General features: G+C 54.4%; 19 protein-coding genes, 1 tRNA gene and 1 pseudogene. 12 read left to right on the plus strand and 9 right to left on the minus strand.

Annotation, left to right across the window (positions count from 1 at the left end; translation table 11 throughout):
- The first annotated feature begins 130 nt into the window (after positions 1-130).
- The 4 genes and pseudogenes from ACK4HN_RS01345 to ACK4HN_RS01360 all read left to right on the plus strand — a co-directional run bounded on the left by ACK4HN_RS01345 (position 131) and on the right by ACK4HN_RS01360 (position 1,821).
- A tRNA-Thr gene (locus ACK4HN_RS01345) sits at positions 131-202 on the plus strand.
- Positions 203-231: 29 nt separating this feature from the next.
- Entirely contained in the window at positions 232-864 is a 633-nt protein-coding gene (ruvA, locus tag ACK4HN_RS01350) for a Holliday junction branch migration protein RuvA (RefSeq protein WP_409868275.1), read from the plus strand.
- An 84-nt stretch (positions 865-948) separates the two neighbouring features.
- Positions 949-1,184 (plus strand): annotated as a pseudogene (locus ACK4HN_RS01355) (DNA cytosine methyltransferase).
- A 34-nt stretch (positions 1,185-1,218) separates the two neighbouring features.
- Entirely contained in the window at positions 1,219-1,821 is a 603-nt protein-coding gene (locus ACK4HN_RS01360; RefSeq protein WP_409877123.1) for a DNA cytosine methyltransferase, read from the plus strand.
- Between the two features lie 192 nt (positions 1,822-2,013).
- Here the strand turns inward: ACK4HN_RS01360 and ACK4HN_RS01365 are convergent, their stop codons facing one another.
- Entirely contained in the window at positions 2,014-2,826 is an 813-nt protein-coding gene (locus tag ACK4HN_RS01365) for a hypothetical protein (RefSeq protein WP_409877110.1), read from the minus strand.
- Between the two features lie 292 nt (positions 2,827-3,118).
- Here ACK4HN_RS01365 and ACK4HN_RS01370 point away from each other — a divergent pair, with 292 nt between their 5' ends.
- From ACK4HN_RS01370 to ACK4HN_RS01380, 3 genes are read left to right on the plus strand one after another with little or no spacing between them, the layout of a single operon-like run.
- Positions 3,119-3,409, plus strand: a complete 291-nt coding sequence (locus ACK4HN_RS01370) for a YggT family protein (protein WP_250681866.1) — start codon at positions 3,119-3,121, stop codon at positions 3,407-3,409.
- Between the two features lie 28 nt (positions 3,410-3,437).
- On the plus strand, positions 3,438-5,351 hold the full coding sequence (mnmG, locus tag ACK4HN_RS01375) for a tRNA uridine-5-carboxymethylaminomethyl(34) synthesis enzyme MnmG (RefSeq protein WP_409877111.1): 1,914 nt from the start codon (positions 3,438-3,440) through the stop codon (positions 5,349-5,351).
- A 6-nt stretch (positions 5,352-5,357) separates the two neighbouring features.
- Positions 5,358-6,182, plus strand: coding sequence for an urease accessory protein UreD (locus ACK4HN_RS01380; protein ID WP_409869992.1), 825 nt, complete (start codon positions 5,358-5,360; stop codon positions 6,180-6,182).
- Between the two features lie 196 nt (positions 6,183-6,378).
- Here the strand turns inward: ACK4HN_RS01380 and ACK4HN_RS01385 are convergent, their stop codons facing one another.
- From ACK4HN_RS01385 to ACK4HN_RS01405, 5 genes are all read right to left on the minus strand, one after another.
- The gene (locus ACK4HN_RS01385) at positions 6,379-8,628 is read right to left on the minus strand and encodes a cation:proton antiporter (protein WP_409869994.1); all 2,250 of its coding nucleotides are present in this window, start codon (positions 8,626-8,628) and stop codon (positions 6,379-6,381) included.
- Between the two features lie 11 nt (positions 8,629-8,639).
- Positions 8,640-9,974, minus strand: a complete 1,335-nt coding sequence (opcA, locus tag ACK4HN_RS01390) for a glucose-6-phosphate dehydrogenase assembly protein OpcA (protein ID WP_409869996.1) — start codon at positions 9,972-9,974, stop codon at positions 8,640-8,642.
- Positions 9,975-10,064: 90 nt separating this feature from the next.
- Complete coding sequence (gene zwf / locus ACK4HN_RS01395) at positions 10,065-11,594, minus strand: glucose-6-phosphate dehydrogenase (RefSeq protein ID WP_409869998.1); 1,530 nt, start codon at positions 11,592-11,594, stop codon at positions 10,065-10,067.
- 3 nt (positions 11,595-11,597) lie between these two features.
- A complete protein-coding gene (gene fbp, locus ACK4HN_RS01400; protein WP_409870000.1) occupies positions 11,598-12,644 on the minus strand; it encodes a class 1 fructose-bisphosphatase in 1,047 nt (348 codons plus the stop codon).
- Between the two features lie 77 nt (positions 12,645-12,721).
- Positions 12,722-13,732: an isochorismatase gene (locus ACK4HN_RS01405; RefSeq protein ID WP_409877112.1), complete on the minus strand. Its 1,011-nt coding sequence runs from the start codon at positions 13,730-13,732 to the stop codon at positions 12,722-12,724.
- Between the two features lie 171 nt (positions 13,733-13,903).
- Here ACK4HN_RS01405 and ACK4HN_RS01410 point away from each other — a divergent pair, with 171 nt between their 5' ends.
- Genes ACK4HN_RS01410 through ACK4HN_RS01430 form a run of 5 tightly spaced genes read left to right on the plus strand, consistent with a single transcriptional unit; the run spans position 13,904 to position 17,501 of the window.
- A complete protein-coding gene (locus ACK4HN_RS01410) occupies positions 13,904-14,506 on the plus strand; it encodes a hypothetical protein (RefSeq protein WP_409870003.1) in 603 nt (200 codons plus the stop codon).
- Positions 14,507-14,554: 48 nt separating this feature from the next.
- Positions 14,555-15,796: a hypothetical protein gene (locus tag ACK4HN_RS01415; protein ID WP_409877114.1), complete on the plus strand. Its 1,242-nt coding sequence runs from the start codon at positions 14,555-14,557 to the stop codon at positions 15,794-15,796.
- 14 nt (positions 15,797-15,810) lie between these two features.
- Positions 15,811-16,107 (plus strand): hypothetical protein, encoded by a 297-nt coding sequence (locus tag ACK4HN_RS01420; protein ID WP_409877115.1) that lies wholly within the window; start codon positions 15,811-15,813, stop codon positions 16,105-16,107.
- An 8-nt stretch (positions 16,108-16,115) separates the two neighbouring features.
- A complete protein-coding gene (locus ACK4HN_RS01425; protein WP_409870009.1) occupies positions 16,116-17,060 on the plus strand; it encodes a branched-chain amino acid ABC transporter permease in 945 nt (314 codons plus the stop codon).
- A 3-nt stretch (positions 17,061-17,063) separates the two neighbouring features.
- Positions 17,064-17,501, plus strand: coding sequence for an ATP-binding protein (locus tag ACK4HN_RS01430; protein ID WP_409851559.1), 438 nt, complete (start codon positions 17,064-17,066; stop codon positions 17,499-17,501).
- A gap of 2 nt (positions 17,502-17,503) precedes the next feature.
- On the opposite strand, the gene ACK4HN_RS01435 is transcribed toward ACK4HN_RS01430, so the two are convergent.
- Genes ACK4HN_RS01435 through ACK4HN_RS01445 form a run of 3 tightly spaced genes read right to left on the minus strand, consistent with a single transcriptional unit; the run spans position 17,504 to position 20,373 of the window.
- Complete coding sequence (locus ACK4HN_RS01435) at positions 17,504-18,328, minus strand: FAD-binding domain-containing protein (protein ID WP_409870011.1); 825 nt, start codon at positions 18,326-18,328, stop codon at positions 17,504-17,506.
- 4 nt (positions 18,329-18,332) lie between these two features.
- Positions 18,333-19,061 (minus strand): circadian clock KaiB family protein, encoded by a 729-nt coding sequence (locus ACK4HN_RS01440; protein WP_409870013.1) that lies wholly within the window; start codon positions 19,059-19,061, stop codon positions 18,333-18,335.
- Positions 19,062-19,065: 4 nt separating this feature from the next.
- On the minus strand, positions 19,066-20,373 hold the full coding sequence (locus tag ACK4HN_RS01445; RefSeq protein WP_409877116.1) for a type IV pilus twitching motility protein PilT: 1,308 nt from the start codon (positions 20,371-20,373) through the stop codon (positions 19,066-19,068).
- Positions 20,374-20,403: the final 30 nt, after the last annotated feature.

Genomic DNA, 20,403 nt, shown 5'->3' on the forward strand with positions numbered 1-20,403 from the left:
ACTCGTTAATTAACACAATCGTCTATTTTAACCCTTGGGGCAAATGCACACAAGCGCGCGATCGCAAAAATTTTGCCATTGCCCTGCCCGTCCTAGGGGCGATCGTGCTAGCATAAATAATGCCTTTAATGCCGATGTAGCTCAGCGGTAGAGCACTCGATTCGTAATCGAGCGGTCATGAGTTCGAATCTCATCATCGGCTTGCCCACTCCCTCGAATTAAAGAGAGACAGTGTTTGCCTACCTGAAAGGAACGGTTGTCAGCCATGAATCGGCCGGTGCCCATCGCTCTGCGCTGATCCTCGAGGTAAATGGCGTCGGTTATCACCTGCTGGTTACCTCCCGTCTTTTGCAGGCATATCCACCGAGTCCTGAGGTGGTGAAGATTTTTACCCATCTCAGTGTGCGTGAGGATCAGATGCTCCTCTATGGCTTTGCCTCGGCAGCGGAGCGGGATCTCTTTTTGCGTTTGATTCGTGTCAATGGGGTTGGGCCACAGATGGCACTATCGTTGCTGGATACGCTACCTTTGCCAGAGCTGGTGCAGGCAATTGTGAGTGGCAATACCCACAGTCTCAGCCGCGCACCGGGGGTGGGCAATAAAACGGCTGAGCGGATTGCCTTGGAACTGAAAGCCGCCCTGAGTGCTTGGCGACAGGAAACGGGGTTAACAACAGCTCCCTCTAGCTTGCCTACGGAAGCAATTCGTGAAGAACTGGAGTTGACGCTTTTAGCCTTGGGCTATAGCGATCGCGAGATTGAAGCTGCCCTCACAGCCGTCAGCCAAACGAGTACCCTTGCCAAGAATAGCGATCCAGAGGCATGGCTACGGCAAGCAATCACATGGCTAAGTGCCAATACCTAGGCCATAGAATGAAAAAGACGACGCTTACTCCGATGTGTTATGGGGCAGCTAACCTTTATTGACCTATTTGCCGGCATCGGTGGCATGCGGCTCGGTTTTACCCAAGCAGGCGGTTGTTGTGTTTTTAGCTCAGAGTGGAACAAGTTTGCTCGGATAAGCTATGCAGCGAATTTTGTGAAGTACCAGCAGGAGATATTACCCAAATCGCCTCGACGGAAATTCCCGACCATGACATCTTATTAGCAGGGTTTCCCTGTCAACCCTTTAGCATTGCGGGTGTGAGCAAGCACAACGCCCTAGGATTTCATCGTCGGCTTTAGGGAACCTCTGGAATTTACGTTCCCTCATCTACCCATTCAAAAACATCGAGTGAGAGATATTCTAGAACCCTCTGTGGATGCTAAGTATACGTTGAGCGATCGCCTGTGGCAGTATTTGCAGAATTATGCTAAATTGCATCGTGCTCGCGGGAATGGATTTGGCGATGGCCTCGTAGATTTGGAGGGAGTAACCCGAACATTAAGTGCAAGATATTACAAAGATGGTTCAGAAATTCTAATTCCCCAAGAGAATAACAATCCACGCCGCCTAACGCCACGGGAGTGTGCTCGCTTGATGGGGTTTCCAGACTCCTTCAAGATTGTAGTGAGTGATACAAGAGTCTATCAGCAGTTTGGTAATTCAGTCGTGGTACCACTGGTGAAAGTCATTGCTGATCAGATATTAAAATCCTTAATACCAGTTCTTTGTAAGGTTGAGACTAATAAGCAGGTCTCAAAGGACGGAAAGCAGAGTGCTCAATTTTCAGAGGAGGTAGTCATTCATCACCCACCCTTTATTAGCACCATCTTCAAATTGAATTGGTACTACACTTCAAAACTTGCCTATGACGGTTCTGGAGTGGTGAATCGGGATTCCAAAAACGATCCTCTGGCAAACGCTATAACTGCGATCTGAATGGCAGTCAAAACATCGCTGCCAGAGGGATTCTTCAGCTCACTTGCCAAAAGGACAGTGAGGAGTATGTGGGCAAACGTTCCCGATACTCGCCTAGAGGGTCGGCTTGTTTGTGTGATCTGTGGACTCTCAAGTCTCAGGTTAGCATTGACACCACCACCTCGCCTCAGCAGGGGGTGTGAGCTTCATTCTCTAGGAAAACATGGGTAAGTGAGAATAGATGGCTGCCCACAGGGGACTCCAAGGCCCAAGGTTGAGTACTAGAGCCGCGATCGCCACGGTGCTGCTGAGCCATGTCAGCCATTGGGCGTAGATATTCCCCCCTCGCTTCTGGGTTTGTAGGTGTTCAACGGTTTGCTGAAGCTGCTCGACTTCTTGGTTAAGATTTGCAATCTCATGGTGCAGACCTTCAATTTCGCGCTCGCGATCGCTCACCGTGGCATGGCAGGCGGCTAGCTCTGCCTCTTTTTCGCGACAGATGTCTTCCATTGTAGTTAAAGAAGCAGTCAATGTCGCCGTTTGACTAGCATATTCCTCTTCAAGGTGAGTACTGCGCTGGTAGGCAACTTCCAACTCTTGGCGATAGCGATCGCAATTGTCCCGTAACGCTTCATTTTCCGCTTGGCTGGTGTTGAGGGCACTGGTTAATTCTGCCACCTGCTGGCGATAGTCCCTCACTTGAGTTTGCAGTTTCTCCTGCTGCTCTTCTAGCTCTTGACAGCGGTTTTGCAGCCGTTCCACCTCAGAGCGCAATTGTTCAATTTCTTGCTGCTGGCGATCGCGCTCCTGTTCGCTACGGCTGACCAGTTCCTTTAACCCTTCGATACGCTGGGCTTGCTCGCTAACAATTCGGTGCAGGCGATCGCACTGTTCCTTCAAACGTTGGACAGACCCCTTGTACTGCCGCTGTACCCAAGCCCGCAAAAACGATAAACCAGAGATAGTAAATCCAATTAGGGCATAGGTGCCCACCAGTGTATGACCCGTGGCCGACATCTGTAACATATTGAACCCCTGAACGTCAGTTGAATGTCAATGAAAACGCCGCAATCCAGAATATAGCCCTTTTCCCAAGGATGGAACCCGCCCAAAACAGTCAAAGTCGCTGTCGGACAGGCCTCTATCTCTTTATCCTTTGGCGATCGCTCCCCTCTGCAGGGGCAGAGCGATAACCTTATGGGAATGAATGCAGAAACTTCTATTGCCTAGTCTAGCGAGGGAAAATGACTGCTGGGGCTAGCTTCTTGCCAGCATTGGTACAATAAGGGATGCACTTGAATTTGCAAGGGGAAGACCAATGACCGAGGCACCTGTGTTGCCCATCCTGTTGATGGGGATTGCGAACTTTTTGCAGATCTACTTAATTGTGCTGCTGATTCGCGTTCTGCTGTCGTGGTTTCCCAATATCAACTGGTACAATCCCCCTTTTTCGATTCTCAGTCAGTTAACGGATCCCTACCTGAATCTCTTTCGGGGTCTGATTCCCCCCATCGGTGGCCTTGACTTTTCACCGATTATTGCCTTCTTCCTCTTGCAATTTATTGTCCAACTCTTATCGGGGTTCTCCAGTAGCGCCACGTTCTTCTAAATCATTGCTAGCCTAGGGTGCAATCGCCATGTCAACGCTGCCTGCGTTTCAGGATGAATTTGAGGTCATTGTTGTGGGTGCCGGTCACGCCGGCTGTGAAGCGGCCTTAGCAACGGCACGGTTGGGCTGTCGTACCCTCTTGCTGACCCTCAACTTGGATAAAATTGCTTGGCAGCCCTGTAATCCTGCGGTGGGTGGTCCGGCAAAATCGCAACTGGTACACGAAGTGGATGCCCTAGGGGGCGAAATTGGGCGTGTGACCGATCGCACCTATCTGCAAAAGCGGCTCCTAAATGCCTCACGGGGACCAGCCGTCTGGGCATTGCGGGCGCAAACCGATAAGCGCGAATACAGCGCAGTCATGAAGCAGGTGGTGGAAAATCAGCCCAACTTGCTTGTGCGCGAAGGCATGGTCACGGATTTAGTCCTCGATGCCAATGACACAGTGATTGGAGTGGAAACCTATTTTGGTGTCGCCTTTCGCTGCCACGCGGTGATTTTGACGACGGGAACCTTCCTGGGGGGTCGTATCTGGGTGGGGAACAAATCCATGCCTGCGGGTCGTGCTGGCGAATTTGCTGCCGAAGGACTCTCCCAAACCTTAGCGCGGCTCGGCTTTGAGGTGGATCGCCTAAAAACAGGAACGCCCGCACGGGTGGATCGGCGATCGGTGGACTACAGCAAGATGGAACCGCAACCCCCCGATGAGCAGGTACGCTGGTTTAGCTTTGACCCCACAGCATGGGTAGAGCGCCCACAAATGAATTGCTACTTGACCCGCACAACCCCGGCCACCCACCAGCTCATTCGTGAGAATCTCCACTTGACGCCGGTCTATGGCGGTTGGGTAGAGGCCAAAGGCCCCCGCTACTGCCCCAGCATTGAGGATAAGATCGTCCGCTTTGCTGATAAGGAAAGCCATCAAATTTTCATTGAACCCGAAGGCCGTGATACACCAGAACTCTATATCCAAGGCTTTTCCACGGGACTACCGGAACCGCTGCAACTGCAACTGTTGCGCACGCTGCCGGGTCTAGAAAACTGCATCATGCTGCGTCCGGCCTATGCGGTGGAATACGACTACTTGCCGGCAACCCAGTGCTTTCCCACCCTGATGACGAAAAAGATTCAGGGGCTGTTTTGTGCCGGGCAAATCAATGGCACCACCGGCTATGAGGAAGCAGCCGCCCAAGGGATTGTGGCCGGGATCAATGCGGCTCGCTTTGTGCAGGGCAAGCCGATGATCACCTTTCCACGTCAAGAGAGCTACATCGGCACCCTCATTGATGATCTGTGCACGAAGGAACTGCGGGAACCCTACCGCATGCTCACTAGCCGCTCGGAATATCGCTTGGTCTTGCGATCGGACAATGCCGATCAGCGGCTTACGCCCTTGGGGTATGAGATTGGCTTGGTGAGTGAAGCCCAGTGGCAGGTGTTTCAAGCCAAGCAGCAGCGCCTAGCGGCTGAGACCCAGCGCCTCCAGACTACGCGCATTAAAGCCCATGAACCTGTGGGCGAAGCAATTGTGGCCGCGACGGGGCAAACAATTAAGAGTGCCATTGCCCTTGATGAGTTGCTGCGGCGATCGGGGGTACACTACGACCTACTGGATCGCCATGGCCTTGGGAATCCCGACTTGACCCCCCAAGAGAAAGAGACGGTGGAAATTGCCATTAAATACGCCGGCTACATTGAACGGCAGCAACGGGAAGTTGAGCAGATCGCCCGCCAAGAACAGCGTCCACTGCCTGCGGATTTGGATTACTTTGCTATTCCCACCCTTTCAATGGAGGCACGGGAAAAACTCAGTGCCATCCGCCCCCTCACCATTGGTCAAGCCAGCCGTATTGGGGGGGTCAATCCGGCGGACATCAATGCCCTTTTGGTCTATCTCCAAGTACAACAGCAGCGACAATCCCTAGCGACAGTGGGGGGCTGAGACGGCGTGCCCGGCTGGTTAGGCGAATTGGAGTTGGCCTACGTTTGGCGGCAAGGACAAACGATTCCTGTGCGGGCTTATGCCTCAGCACCTCTAAAGTTGCAACGGTCGTTTTATCCGGAGGGCAAGCCAATTTGCCATAGTGTAATCCTGCATACGGCCGGGGGCTATGTGGGGGGCGATCGCCTGCGCCAAAAGATTACCCTTGAAGCCCAGTGCCGTGCCCTGTTGACGACCGCTGCCGCTGCCAAAGTCTATGGCCGTGCTCAAATCCCTGTGCAGCAAACGATTCACTGCCATGTTGCCGATAACGCTGTTTTAGAATGGCTGCCCCAAGAAACAATTGTCTTTGAGGGTGCCCAATTTCACCAACGCTTGCGCATTGATCTTGCCCCTCAAGGACAGGTGGGTCTCTGGGAGATGACCCGCTTTGGCCGTACAGCTCGCGGTGAAGTCTTTAATCGTGGCTATTGGCGTTCCCATACAGAAGTGTGGCAGGGGGGTGTGCCTCTGTGGATTGATCGCCAGCGGATTGAGGGTACAACAACGATGCTGACAGCAATGAACGCCTTGCAGGGATGTCCCCTCATGGGAACATTGGCTTGGGTAGGTAGGGAAGTGAGTACGCAGCAGATGCAGCGACTGCGGGACTTGGCCAGCGAGATACAGGGCGAGATGGGTGTCACTGCCTTGGTGCGGGGGGTGGTTTGTCGCTATCGGGGTCACTCCATGGCGGAACTACGGCGGTGGTTCGTGGCGGCTTGGCAATTGCTGCGGCAGGGGCAAGATGGCCGTCTTACGGTTTGTTGTCCACGGGTGTGGCCACGATGACCCGCAATATTGCTCTGACAGATGCGGCAACAAATTAGAAAAATCAGTGCTTAGCTGCGGGAGGAAACGAATCCTTTACAACAGGCGGTGCAATCAGTCAATGCCAAAGTCGAGCGTAATGTCAGAGCGAACAATTTGCTCAAGAAGTGGCAACAACCGCGCGATATGTTTATCAGTTGCGCTGGTTACTGCGCGCTCACGGTGGCAGGGGAGTGGATCTTGCTTGCAGTTGATCGCCAATGCACTGGAGAGCGTCCACAGGGCCAGTGAGGAGGAGGCGATCGCCCGCCATTAAAGGACAGTCCTCCTTGGGTTCCAAGAGCAGCGTTCCTTCCCGCCGCAGAGCACGGATGGTTACGGTCTCAGGCAAATACAGATCAGCAATGGTGCGATGTTGTTCGCCAATCTCTTTGGGCAACATGATCCAAAGAAACAAGGTTTCCCCTTGGGGCACACTGACACGGCCATTGATCAGGGCTTCACAAGCCTCAAACTCTGCTGGCTGACCAACAATCAGCAGGCGATCGCCCCCCTGAAGACGGGTTTCGCCACTGGGATAATCCACCTCCGTTCCATCAGCACGGACAATTGCTAACAGAGTCACCCCCGTCAACTGGCGCAGTTGAATTTCCGCAAGACTCATGCCCCGAATGGGAGAATCCTCAGGGACGGTCACCCAGCGACTATTCATATCCTGAGCCGCTTGCCGCAGAAGACGGGCAGTTCCCTCCGGCGGCGTGTCGCCCCGCAAATTGGCGTAGTGGCTGTCGCGCACCTGTTGTACCTGCTGCTGAATGTGACGCTCACCCATGCCTAGTGTAAAGAACAGATGCGCAGCCAACTCCAGACTGGCTTCAAATTCAGGCTGCACCACTTCCCGTGCCCCCAATTGATAGAGCAACTCAATGTCGCGATCGCTATTGGCACGGACAATGACATCCAGTTCGGGGGCAAACTCAAGGGCACGCTTGAGGCAGAGGCGGGTACTCATACTATCCGAGAGGGCGATCGCCATCCCCAACGCTTGATCTACCCCCGCTTTAGCAAGAATCGTGGCACTGGCAGCATTGCCGTAAATGTAGGGGAGGCGCGCCTCTCGCACTTCGTTAATAACCGTTTCACTTTGCTCAATGACCAAAACAGGATAATTTTGTTTTTGCAGCAGTTTCACCACACTCTTGCCGACGCGCCCATAGCCACAGACAATGACATGATTCCGCTGGGGCAACCCCGTTAAGTCCATGTCCAGAATTTCATCCTCCTTGAAGAGACGGCGCAGTAGGGGCAGTTCCAACACCACGGGTACCCATCTCAGCAAAAAGGGGGTCACTAGCAAAGTCACCGCTGTGGTGCCGAGAGTTAGTAAGTAAACCTGGGGGGAGACTAAGCCTAAGCCTCGCCCTGCTGTCAACAGCACAAAGGAAAATTCCCCAATCTGGGCAAGACCAATCCCGGCTAGCAGGGAGGTTTTCCAAGAGTAGCCAAAGATTCTGACAATCGGCGTCGTGATCAGAAATTTGCCGAGGATCACCAAGCTGACCAGTTCAATAATGCGATCCCAGTGCTGCCAGAGAAATACCGGATCAATAAGCATGCCAATAGAGGCGAAAAAGAGGGTGGTAAAGACATCGCGGATAGATTCCACATAGTCAAGGGTCTGATCGGCGTATTCCACCTCAGAAATCATCAGACCCGCAATAAAGGCACCAATCTCAATCGAAAGTCCCAAATACTGCGTCAGCAGGGCAATCCCCAAACAGAGGGCAACAACTCCTAACAGGAACAGCTCACGACTTTCTGTTTTGGCCAAGAGCCGCAGCAGAGGGGGCAGCAACCAGATACCCGCAGCGATCGCCCCCACGGCAATGAAAGCAATGGTTAGTACGGCTTGTCCAAGGGCAAGTCCTAACTCCTCTGCGGGTTTATTCAGGGCTGGGAGAACCGCAATCATCAAACCCACTGCTAGGTCCTGGACGACCAAAATGCCCAGCATAATTTGCCCTTGGATCGACTCCAGCTCATTGCGATCCATCAGGCTGCGCAGTACCACAGCGGTGGAAGAAAGGGAGAGAACAGCACCGAGGAAAATGCCCTGATTGGGGGAACTCACCCAGCCCATCCCCACGGAAATGAGCGTTGTGACGGCAATGGTCAGGAGAATTTGCAGGGCACTGCCCCCCAAGCTCACCCCTTGGACTTTCCGAATCTCACCGAGGGAAAAGCTCACCCCGAGGGCAAAGAGCAAAAAGGCCACCCCCAATTGTGCCAAACCTTCCACTTGGGGCACTTCCTTGAGGAGTCCCAAGCCTGTGGGTCCCACCACCATACCCGCCAAAAGGTAGCCCAGCAGGATTGGTTGTCGCAGCAAAGCTGCGAATAGCCCCCCCACTGCCGCTGCCCCCAGCACCACACTGAGGTCAATGACAAGGCGAAAATCTTCGGTCATGGGATCTAATGCTAGGGCATCAAGGCTAGCATCTGAGAGACAACGCCAAAACTCTCGCTGTAGAGGAGATCCTGTCCCCAGCGCTGCAGCTCCTGACTCAAAAGCACCTCAGCCGTGAGATCACTCAGGGGAGACACGTGGTAGGTACGGCACATTTGGGCACTGCCCCCAGCCTCCATGCGCATACAGCCACGGGTTTCTGAACAAATGATTGTACAGCAATCAGCTTGGGGATTGGAGGAGGTGAGCTTGAGGTCAATCAAATCCCCCAACACAAGGCCAGGGTCACCCGTGGGAATCCCTGCCAATTCAGCTTTGATGAGCCGTTCATCGGCAGCCACAAGTTCCACATGATACACATCATAATCATCGCTCTCGTAGCGGATCTGGCGCGGCTGCCACTGTAGCCGGGAGGCTAACCAGCCAAGGTACATTAAGGCTTGGGCAGGATTGCCCTTTTCGTAGTCAATGACCACCTCGTCAATTTCCTTGATGACCAAACGGCGTTCCGGCGGATCAAAGGCTTCGGCGGCCAGTTCTTGCCATGCCCCCAGACGGCGCCAGTTCAAATCTGCGAGAGGAAGGTTCTGTTCAAGCAAAGGAGCGATCGCCCGCAGGCCGCGCAGCGGATCGAGAAACTCACTGGAATCGACAATCACCCGGCTAAATTGGGGAGCAAGGGTTTGAAACAACTCAAAGTTGTTGAACAAGTCCCCCTTCCACCACAAAAAGCGGGGTAGCTCACGAATGATTAAAGACTGCAACAGGGGTTCCACCCGCTGGAAGGCGTGATGGGTGCCCTTGAGGGTAATGTATTCACAGCAGACGAGGGAACTGCGCACCTTTTTGTTGATTGGGCAGTAGGCAGCCACTTGGGCGGTAATTCCGGTATCTTCGCCAAGGGTCGGACACAGGGCAATCACCCGACAGGGATTTTGGCTGGCGATCGCGTCAGCGATGCCACTACCGCGCATATCCACCGCATAGCGATCGCTACGGCGCGTGCCTTGGGCATATTCCTGTTGCAGTGCCTGCCGTAGTTGCGGCGTGATGCGACCCGTCAAGGGCAAATTGTGATGCTTCTCAGCCGCCCGAATCGCCGACTGCATGCGTGGGCCAAGGATACCATCAATGGGGCCTGTGTAGTACCCCAAGGCCGCCAGCAGTTGCTGGGTGTCATCCGCCTCATAGACCACGAGCGTAAAGGTCGTTGCCCGCACTGCTGCTGGCGTGGTGCCATCGCCGCCGTGGCTGAGCCAAATTTGCCGCAAACTTTGCTCAATATCCTCCAAGGAGACATCCACAGGATCTTGGAGCGCTACGAGGGGAGTGGATTCAGTTGCCATACCTAGGTACCCAGTTCTGTCGTGTTTTTGTCGTGTTTTTTTCGTAAAGGGGCGAAGAAGTTCGACATTGATTTCTATGATGGGCAAACCTCAGAGTCGCCGCCACCGCCGGCCATCGGCATTAATTAGGGCTTCTGCCGCATCTGGCCCCCATGTCCCCGCTTCATAGGTGGAAATTGTGTGGGGATCCGTGGGGGTATCCCAAGCAGTGAGGAGCGGCATCACCACCCGCCAAGCAGCTTCCACTTCATCCGCCCGCGTAAAGAGGGTTTGATCGCCGAGCATGCAGTCTAGCAAGAGCCGCGCATAGGCATCCGCCGTTGCCATGCCAAAGGAGGAGCCGTAGCTAAAGTCCATTTCCACCGTGCGTGTGCGCAAATCGGAACCGGGCATCTTAGCTTCAAAGCGCAGGGCAATGCCCTCATTGGGTTGGATGCGCATTGTTAGAATGTTCGGATTGGTTTGGCGGGCTGCCGACTGGAAAATCAGCAGGGGCACCTCACGGAACTGGATTGAAATTTCGGTAACTTTTTTCGCCAAGCGTTTGCCGGTGCGCAAATAAAAAGGCACGCCCTGCCAGCGCCAGTTATCAATGACTAGTTTTAGTGCCGCATAGGTGGGGGTAGTAGAGGTGGGACTCACCCTCGGTTCTTCGCGGTAGCCCACCACAGCTTTGCCCTTTATCCAGCCGCTTCGGTATTGGCCGCGCACGGCACAGGCATCGAGGTTATCCAGATCCGCTAAACGGGTAGCTTGCAGAACCTTCACCTTTTCATTGCGCAGACTATCGGCATCGAGGGCATTGGGGGGTTCCATGGCGGTCAGAGCCAATAGCTGGAGCATGTGGTTTTGCACCATGTCCCGCAGGGCACCGGCGGTTTCATAGTAGCCCGCGCGGTCTTCAACCCCCACCGTTTCAGCAACGGTAATCTGCACATGATCCACGTACTGACGGTTCCAGAGGGGTTCAAAGATGGCATTGGCAAAACGAAACACCATCAGGTTTTGAACCGTTTCTTTGCCGAGGTAATGGTCAATACGGTAAACCTGCTCTTCTTTACACACCGACTGCACCACTTCATTAAGGGCTTGGGCAGAGGTGAGATCACGGCCAAAGGGCTTTTCAATCACCAAACGATGTTTTTGGGGATCGCTCAACAGCCCTGCTGCTCCCAGTTGTTGAATCGCTTCAACGAAAAAGTTCGGTGAGACCGCAAGGTAAAAGACACGATTGCCGCGAGTGTGACGTTTTTCATCCAATTCGGCCAGCAGGGTTTTCAGCTTCGTGTAAGCAGCAGGATCGTCCATGTTGCCAGAGCAGTAAAACAGGCCTTGGGCAAATTCCTGCCACAGCGGTTCTGCCTGAATGCCACCGCCAAATTCCTCGACCCCTTGACGCAGATGCTCGCGAAAATAGTCATCACTCCAATCTCGCCGCGCCACACCCACAATGGTGAGTTCCGGAGGCAAACGGCGTTCCAGTTTTAGTTGATAAATGGAGGGGATGAGCTTGCGCTGGGTGAGATCACCGCTAGCCCCAAAGATCACCAAAATCAGTGGTTCTGGGGTGCGCTCTTGGCGTAATCCGACCCGCAGGGGATTTTCAAAGAGGGTTACCATGGCTTACACCTGTGTCACGGTTGCGTTGGCCGGGGTTGGCTGAATAAAGGATTCCACAAGGGCAACGTTCTCAGGGCTGCCAATAATCAGCGGTGTGCGCATGTGCAGATGATCAGGCACGACATCGAGGAGGGGTTGGGTTCCCGTACTGGCTTTGCCACCGGCTTGTTCCACCAAGAAAGCGATGGGTGCTGCTTCGTAGAGCAGCCGTAGCTTCCCCGCCGGATTTTTCTGCGTTCCGGGGTAGAGAAAGACACCCCCCTGCATGAGGATGCGGTGAATATCCCCCACTAGGGCACCACTGTAGCGGGCGCTGTAGCCGGGCTGGCGATGGACATGGCGGACGTAGTTGCGAATCGGTTCTTCCCATGCCCAGAAGTTGCCTTCGTTGACACTATAGATGGAACCACTAGCGGGAATTTGCAGGTTTTCGATCGCTAGAATAAACTCGCCGAGGCTGGGGTCAAGGACAAAGACATGGGTACCCTTGCCCATGGAATAAACCAGCATCGTACTAGGGCCATAGAGAATGTAGCCGGCGGCAATTTGCCTGTGGCCATTTTGCAGCAGGTCAGCAGCGGTGCCGTCTAAATCCGTACCCTCTTGGCGACGAATCGCAAAAATTGACCCCACATTCAGGTTAATGTCCACATTGGAGGAACCATCAAGGGGGTCGTAGAGGAGGGTGTAGCGGCCAATGGGGCAATTTTCTGGAATGTAGTAGGGCTTCTCCATTTCCTCGGAGGCAAGGCGACAGACGAGACCACTCTGCTTGAAGGCGGCAATAAAGACTTCGTTGGCATAGACATCCATTTTTTTCACATCTTCGCCCTGAATATTCACCCCTCCCGTAAAGCCCAGTACCCCCTCCATCAGACCTGCGCGACTCAAACGACGGGCAATGAGCTTACCCGCAAGGGCAATCCGATTCATGAGGGCACTGAGGTCTTGGGCATCGGCGTCAAAGCTTTGCAGTTGCTGGAGCACGTGGCGAGATAGGGTCAAACAGTCGCGATCAAGGGCTTGTTCGTGGGCGGTGTAGTCAGTCATTGCCCCTCCTTAGTGAGGATGCGTCTAGCCCCGATCCTAAACCGTCTCTTTTCAGAAGTGGTGAGTCTTTAGATCAACTAAAGATTCCAAGGAGCAGTGGTCGTGGTGATGCGGTGCATGCCGGCAGCGGCAAACTCGGCAAAGGTGGCATTGGCAGCTTCGCTAAAGTCCACGATCCCCGGCACGACGACGGGGGACATACAATCCTCAAGGAGATAAACCCGCTGCGCCAGCCGAGGATCGCGCCGTTGAATTTCAGCGAGCAGGTCGGCCACCGTCCAAGCAACACAGTGACTTTTGGCTTGACCGGCAATAATTAGGCGATCGCCCGCCAGTAGATGCTCAATCAACGCTGTATTCACCGGCCCTAGGGGATGTCCTTGGGGGTCATGGGTCACCTCTGGCCGCAGCGCTGAGTAATTTTCGGTCAGCGGATGGTTCCCCTTGAGTTCGATACGGGTTTGCTGCTGGCGCGCCACCGTGTGAAAGAAACAGGCCTCCTCCACAGCAGACACCAAGGCATGACCAATCCCCCCCAGCATCGCGTGGTAGGGCCAAATCGTCAGGGGAAATTTGCCTTTGGCGGCTAACTGCGTCACGTAGTGCCGGGCATAGGCCTGTAAACTCTCTTGATTAGTCATGCCGAGGGAGGCCAGCAGATGGGGATTGGGTTGCCAGCGGCCGCGCTCAACATCCTCAACGGTAATCGTGGTTAGGGGTGGCGGTGGTTCTCCGGCAGCATCTATCCAAAAGAGGGGATGGAAAATTTGACTAGCGGTGTGGGTATCGAGGGTAACGATAATCTCGCTAATGCGGGCAAGGTGGGTATAGATGAAGCGGCAGAGGCGTTGATTGTCCGCAACTGCACCTTGGACAAATAACTCAAACTCCGGCAAGCAAAACGTATTCTGGACATCAATGAGCAAGAGAATTGTGCGCTGCTGATCTTCCCTCGCCGGCGGAATTCGGTACTGCTGTGCCCATTGGCGAGCCTGCGCTGCTCGTTCTTGGTAGGGAACGCGCCACACCTGAGCCACTTTCGCAGGGTCAAAGAACTCGGGAATGGGCAGTTCTGTTGCCGTAGTCATGGCTGACTCCTAGGGGGAATAGTCTGGAAAATCCCTTTACACGAAAGAGGTATCCATTTTTGTTAAATGGGCAACAATATCCGAAATTCTACGGATGGAGAACTATGGATGACCCTTGTACTATCCATAGTTAATCACAGCTTAACTTTTCTCAGGAGGAGGTAAGTTTTAATGCGCACCCTCAAGAGTGTTTTAGAGCAGCATATTGCCGGCCTACCGGGTGTGTTAGCTGTTCTAATTGGCCGCATGACCGATGGGGCAACCATTGCCGGAATTAGCTACAGCGGCAATCACCTTGAAAATGACTCTCTTAACTCCCTTGGAGCCTATGCCAGCGATCTGCTGCAAGCCAATAATCGCGTGTGCCAAGTGGTGGATTCTGCCTCTGAGGCAGACTATTTGTTAGCTGGTTCGGCAGAGGTACGCCTAGTGATCAGGGCCTTTAGCAAAGCTCCTTACTTTGTCCTGTTTCTCACCAAGGGTAGCACAAACTTGAAGCTAGTCTCGGAGCGCATTAACGCGATCTTGGCCGATGGCAAACCCCTCCTGCCCCCTGTGCAGGACAACACCACCTCTATTGTCCGACTGCTGCTCAGCTATGCCCGCCGCTATGCGCCGGATCCCCACTTTGTGACACTGCGGCTGTCGTTGAAAACGGGTCTGAACCGTGGACGACTGGAGAAAGGTCAGCTGGATGAACGGGAAGTGCGCATTCTCTATAAAGGTGTGGCTGATCTTTTGGGCGTGGAACGTCTCCCCATTACACTTCCCTAGTGCTGTTGAATTATTCTTAACTAGAAACTCAAGAAAAAATTCGCACCTATGTTTGAGCATCTGTACATTGATCGCCCTCGGAAGCTGGTCGCTTTTTTTAGTGAGCCGGTGATTTTCCACTGCCACCACTACAATCTATTTCTCCAGCAGACGATTGAAGACCCCGACTGGATTGATGGGGTCAGTATTTTGCAAACCTCAGCCCAAGAAATTTTCTATAGTCTGCTTGCCAATGCCTTTAATACTTTGGGAGTGCAAACGCCAGCGGAACGCCTTACCACGGCAGCACGCATTTTTAGCTTTTTGGGCTTTGGGCGTCTCAACTTTGAGGTAACAGAACAAGGGGGCGAGGTAAAATTAACCCACTCCCACTACGCAGAGGGCTGGCTAGGGAAATACGGTGAGCAGGTCAACCGTACAAAACCTATTGATCATCTAGCGGTGGGTTATGTGGCGGCAGCCCTAGATGCGACGTTTGCGGCGCTGGGTACCTACGTGGCCGAAGAAACCAGTTGTATGGCGGTAACACGGCAGGATCACTGCATTATTCAGGTGACAAAGGCAGCAGTGCCTCGCTCCCTGACGCCGAGTCCACAGATGGGCAAGCTGATTGATCAACCCGTCCCTTTTCCTAAAGGAGACACCAGTGTGGACTATGAAGCGGTCAATGAAGCGCTGTGGGGACTGCCCCTTGAAGGGGATACCAATGGCCAAATCCGCGCCTTTAACGTGCTGCTAACGCGAATGCCCGCCAACTACTACAACCGCATTCAGTACCGCTTCCTCGATGAGCTACAAAAGGTGGATCCGCAGCTTCTAGAAGTGGGACAGGCCTTGATTCGGGAGTCAGGTCATGTTTGTGTCTTTTACACCTTTGGCAATATTATGGAATCTTTGGAGTGGGAAACGGTGGTTGGCCCCATGTTGAACACCGATACCGATTGGATTCATGGAGCCTATGCCGTTGCCAGTAGTTTGGGGTGGGGGCGTTGGCAAGCCCTAGAGGTGGTCAGGAATGAATCCTGCCGCGTGGCGATTGATGGCAACTATGAAACGAACTACTTTTTGGCCTCCTATCCCCACGCTGCCCAACCGGCCTGCTATTTTGCCCAAGGGGCGGTGCCTGCCATGATGAACATTGTCTATAACGGACGCATTCAACAGAAACCTGTTTTGGATGAGGCCTTTTACAATCGTCTTTTTCAGCGGGGCGGTGTGTTTCAAGGGGTAGAGGTGAAGGCACGGGAGAAGGGGGATCCTTGGTGCGAATTCTATGCCCAACGCCGATAGGTCAGTTCTAAGCAATGCCAATTCAACTTTCTAAACGGCGGGAATGTGGGGGTACATGGGTGGTGGATGTGGATTTGGGGCGATCGCCCACCAGCGAGGAACTCACCACTCTTGCCCAACGCTATGGCGGTCGCTGTCGCCAATTTCAGCAGCTGGTATGGTTAGATCTCCCCAGTGGTCGGATAACGGCTTCATTGCGGCTATCGCGGCTGACAATTCGGCTGGAGGATAAAACTCTCGAAGCAGCGATTATTGCCGAGTTGCAGCAGCTTGTAGCGGCCACTGGGCCGGCCTGTGCGGTGGATCTGTAGCACTGGTTATGGGGGGTTGGCTGGGCACCTACGATTTCTTGATGGTTTCGATGACTTTAGGGGCGATGTTGGCACTATCCCTCTATTTGCCCCTAATGAGTGGCCAGCTCTCCCTTGCTACTCCGGCCTTTTATGCCATTGGCGGCTATATTGCAGCCTTGGTTTCAACCCATGTTTTTGCAGGGCTTAACCCCTATCCAGTGCCCTTGGTGCTAGGGGAAATGGTGTTGGCGGCTCTTGTCTGTGGTTTGGTGGGATGGGGGTTAGGGGTGCCCGTGTTGCGCTTGCGGGGCATTTATTTTGCGATCGCCACCATTGCCTTCTCGGAGGTGCTGCGGGTGCTGGCACTCAATCTGGAGGTCACTGGCGGGGCGATCGGTATCTTTGGCATTCCCCAACCCTTTAGTACGCCCTTGGGTTACTTGTGGCTGACGCTGCCCTTGTTAATTGGGGTGGCGATCGCCATCGGTCGCTTGGAACAGAGCCGCGCAGGCAAAGCAATGCAAGCCATTCGTGCCGATGAGTTGGTGGCGCAGACCCTTGGCATTGATACCCCTCGCTACAAAGTCTTGGGGTTTGTTTTGGGGGCGATGCTAGCGGGGGTGGCGGGGGTCTTGGCTGCTCATCTTTTGAATACGTGGAATCCACGTCAGGGCACGTTTGATACGGGGGTGCTGGCCCTGACGGCGGTGCTGGTGGGAGGCAATCGAACCTTTGTGGGGGCGATCGCTGGCGGGATGCTCTTTACAGCCTTACCGGAACTGCTGCGGGGACTCGCCGATCAACCCTATTGGCCAACGGCAGTGGCTGCCTTTTTCCGCGATGGGCGTCTGATGCTCTATGGGTTGCTGATTATCCTCGGTACGCGGTTCTTTCCCAAGGGTCTTTGTCATCCCCCCAACTGGCGATCGCTCTGGGGGGCTATATCTAGAAACAAAACAAGAACAACCTAGCCTATGACGCCTCCTTTCACCACGGTTTCCCTAACCCTGACCAGTGACCTGACCCAACTGGAGGCTCTCTTGGCGTGGTTCAATCAGTACCGCCCAACGACGCTGCCCATTGAAGAGTGGTTGAAATTGGAACTCGCTCTTGCCGAGGGGTTCACTAATGCTGTTCGCCATGCCCATCGCGATCGCCCCACGGATACCCCGATTCGCATTGATCTTTCCCTTGGGGAGACTCAAATTGAATTGCGCATTTGGGATCAGGGCGACCCCTTTGATCTGATGGCCAAACTGCAAACGCTGCCCGCCCAAATTCCTCTCGATGCCGAAGGGGGACGGGGACTGCGCCTCTTAGCAACAATCACCGATGAACTGGCCTATCAGCGCGTGGGGAATAGGGGCAACTGCTTGATTCTGCGCAAACTTCTCAAGCCTACTCCTCAATAACGCTACTTGTGGGGAAACAAACGGGCTTCCAATTCCTCATAGGTGGCATCAAAGGGACAGCGAGTGGCCATTCCACACTGGCGGCAGTATTTGCCCTCGCTATAGCGTTCGAGGTTTTGGCGGTTAAAAAAGTAGGGCTTGTGGCTAAAGGTGCTGGCCACCCACTGCCATGAGAGGTTGTTACTTGCCGGATCGCCATCGAGGAGATGCTGCAAAAACCAAGCGGCTCCCGCTTGCCAGCGCACCCGACACCAATGCACCACATAGGCCGCCAGCCACAGGCGGGCATGGTTATGTAAGTACCCCGTTTCTTGCAAGTCACGACTAAAGGCATCCATACAGGCAAGGCCGGTTTCCGCCGCAACTAACGCCGGGGGTAAGTCGGTTGCATAATCGGTTGCTTGCCAGCCCGTTTTATAGGGTTCAATGTCCTGCCACAGGCGATCGCCCCAACGGGCATAGAGGCGCTGCCAATAGTCTCGCCATGCCAATTGTTGTAGTAAGGCTTCTGCCTCATGGGGATGAGCTACGACTTCGCGCAGGCGATCGCGCACTGCCGCCACACTAATCACCCCATGGCGCAAATAGGGCGACAGTCCCGTCACCGCCCCCGACAAGAAATTGCGAGTTTTGCTATAGCGCCGCGGCTGAATTTGAGCCAAACGCGCTTGAGCTGCCCCTAAGCCACCACGGGTCTCACTGACCGCTTCATCCTCCCCCACCACATCAGCAAAAACTTGGCGCAGGTAGGGCACATAGGTGTCACGGGTTCCCTCGATTTGCTCCACCGCAGCGGCAGCCAAAAGATCTTTTGCAGAACTGGTCATGAGTTTAGGGGCTGAGCAAACGTTCGAGGCGATCGCGATGATCCAAGTATCCCACAATGCGGCGCACCGGTGGCGGATACACCCGCACTAATGTGGGGGTGGCTTGCACTTGATCTTCTTCGGCTAGTTCTGGCTGCTTGGTGACATCCACCACCTTGAGCGTATAGGGCACCTTCAGAGATCGACTCAGCAAATCATGGAGGTTTTTCAGCGCCACTTCTGCTGCATGGGTTTCCCCGCGCACATACAGGCGAAAGACATAGCGATCGGGTTCGGAAGGACGCGGCACGAAACTACTCAGGGGCGTCGCTTCCTGCAAATCATAGATCAGTTGGTGATGTTCCCACAGTTGGGGAAAACGACTGCGGTAGGCCTCTAGGGCTTGGGCGTTGCAGGGATGGTGTGGATCTTGAACCAACTGCCACGGCAAGGCCGGCTGATGCGGCGGCGCAAACAGGGCATTCAACAGGGGGCGATAGGGCCATGCTAAGGGATAGACCTCCGCCGCCACCCGCAGGCATTGCTGCTCCTCATCAAACCAGTAATCCACCGCCGCTGTATAGCAGGGGGAGAGGAAAAGGGGCAGCTCCTCCAAATCTAAGAGTTGTTGCAGGGCTTGGCAAAGCGATCGATGCCACTGCCCCTGCTTGGAGGGATCACGGCAAAAGACCACATCCTCCCCCGGTGTAAAGAGGGCCAACCCCTTGTACAAGATAGGCCTGAGGCCAACCATTTCCCTAGACCCGACCCCGCAGAATTTGCGCCATTTCGTTGGGTTTGGGGGAGTTTTCGATGGCGGTTTCTTCGTCAATCCGCCCCGCCTCATAGAGTTCGTAGAGGCACTGGTTCATGGTGCACATGCCGTCATAGCGACATTGGGGAATGATCGCCTCGATTTCCTCTACCTCACCCCGCAGGATGTAGTCCTTGATGGCATCGGTGTTGATCATGATCTCATGAATGGCGGCTCGCTTACCATCCGTCGTGCGCACAAGGGCTTGGGCAATGACCGCCACCAGCGATTCTGCCACCTGCATCCGCATGGGGCCTTGTTCATCGGGGTTGTAGAGGTTGAGAATCCGCTCAATTGTTTTCACTGCACTGTTGGTGTGCAAGGTGCCAAAGACCAAGTGACCCGTTTGCGCCGCTTTAAGAGCCGTATTCACCGTCTCGCGATCGCGCATCTCCCCAATCAGAATGATGTCGGGGTCTTCCCGCAGCGACGCCTTCAGGGCATTGTCAAACTTCAGCGTATGAATGCCCACCTCCCGCTGACGAATCAGCGAACGGCGACTTTGGTGGACAAATTCAATGGGGTCTTCAATCGAGATAATGTGCTTCTGCATCTCAGTATTGATATAATCCACCATCGCCGCAAGGGTGGTGGATTTGCCGGAACCCGTTGGCCCGGTCACCAGAATCAGACCCTTGTGGTAGTGACACAGGTCTTTGAAGACCGGCGGCAAATTCAACTGCTCCAGCGTCAGGATTTTCACAGGAATTAACCGCAGCACCATGGCGGGGCCTTTGAGGGCGACAAAGATATTGATCCGCACGCGACACAGCCCCTCATACTGGTAGGCACCGTCGTATTCAAGGTGGGTGCGAAACTGCTCAATTTGCTGGGGCGTGAGCATTTCATTGAGCCAATAGTTAAAGGTTTCCTCGTCGGTCACGGGATGGTTGCTCATCTCAATGCGCCCGCGATCGCGAAAACGAGGTCTTTCCCCTACCCCAACGTGAATATCCGAATACCCGTTCTCAAAGGCTTCCCGCACCAGTTGTTCCATCGTGGGGCCAGAAATACGCGCGGCGGGTGTCGGCATCGGCTGGGTCACTACCGCCTGTTGGGGCATTCCTGGCTGCGGTGGCATCGGTCGGGGGGGCATGCCTCGTTGGGGGGGCGGTGGGGGGGGTGCAGGACGGGGAGGTGCCATTTCAGGTTTGGGGGGCATCGGCGGTACACCCGCGCCCATCGGCGGACGGGGCGGCGGCATCGGAGGTGAACTGGGCACACGGGGAGGAGGACTTTGGGGATTGGTCATAGGAAAACTCGTGAGAGGGTGAGACATGAA

Origin of the sequence: Thermosynechococcus sp. (genome assembly GCF_046299655.1) — a bacterium.
GTDB lineage: Bacteria > Cyanobacteriota > Cyanobacteriia > Thermosynechococcales > Thermosynechococcaceae > Thermosynechococcus.

Excerpts from the sequence above, each read along its gene's own strand:
- ACK4HN_RS01385 (WP_409869994.1), bottom strand. The coding sequence starts at position 8,628 with ATGACCGAAGATTTTCGCCTTGTCATTGACCTCAGTGTGGTGCTGGGG.
- ACK4HN_RS01440 (WP_409870013.1), bottom strand. The coding sequence starts at position 19,061 with ATGGTTGGCCTCAGGCCTATCTTGTACAAGGGGTTGGCCCTCTTTACA.
- ACK4HN_RS01415 (WP_409877114.1), top strand. The coding sequence starts at position 14,555 with ATGTTTGAGCATCTGTACATTGATCGCCCTCGGAAGCTGGTCGCTTTT.
- ACK4HN_RS01420 (WP_409877115.1), top strand. The coding sequence starts at position 15,811 with ATGCCAATTCAACTTTCTAAACGGCGGGAATGTGGGGGTACATGGGTG.
- mnmG (WP_409877111.1), top strand. The coding sequence starts at position 3,438 with ATGTCAACGCTGCCTGCGTTTCAGGATGAATTTGAGGTCATTGTTGTG.
- ACK4HN_RS01370 (WP_250681866.1), top strand. The coding sequence starts at position 3,119 with ATGACCGAGGCACCTGTGTTGCCCATCCTGTTGATGGGGATTGCGAAC.
- ACK4HN_RS01410 (WP_409870003.1), top strand. The coding sequence starts at position 13,904 with ATGCGCACCCTCAAGAGTGTTTTAGAGCAGCATATTGCCGGCCTACCG.
- ACK4HN_RS01405 (WP_409877112.1), bottom strand. The coding sequence starts at position 13,732 with ATGACTACGGCAACAGAACTGCCCATTCCCGAGTTCTTTGACCCTGCG.
- zwf (WP_409869998.1), bottom strand. The coding sequence starts at position 11,594 with ATGGTAACCCTCTTTGAAAATCCCCTGCGGGTCGGATTACGCCAAGAG.
- ACK4HN_RS01425 (WP_409870009.1), top strand. The coding sequence starts at position 16,116 with ATGGGGGGTTGGCTGGGCACCTACGATTTCTTGATGGTTTCGATGACT.
- opcA (WP_409869996.1), bottom strand. The coding sequence starts at position 9,974 with ATGGCAACTGAATCCACTCCCCTCGTAGCGCTCCAAGATCCTGTGGAT.
- ACK4HN_RS01430 (WP_409851559.1), top strand. The coding sequence starts at position 17,064 with ATGACGCCTCCTTTCACCACGGTTTCCCTAACCCTGACCAGTGACCTG.
- ACK4HN_RS01435 (WP_409870011.1), bottom strand. The coding sequence starts at position 18,328 with ATGACCAGTTCTGCAAAAGATCTTTTGGCTGCCGCTGCGGTGGAGCAA.
- ACK4HN_RS01445 (WP_409877116.1), bottom strand. The coding sequence starts at position 20,373 with ATGACCAATCCCCAAAGTCCTCCTCCCCGTGTGCCCAGTTCACCTCCG.
- fbp (WP_409870000.1), bottom strand. The coding sequence starts at position 12,644 with ATGACTGACTACACCGCCCACGAACAAGCCCTTGATCGCGACTGTTTG.
- ACK4HN_RS01365 (WP_409877110.1), bottom strand. The coding sequence starts at position 2,826 with ATGTTACAGATGTCGGCCACGGGTCATACACTGGTGGGCACCTATGCC.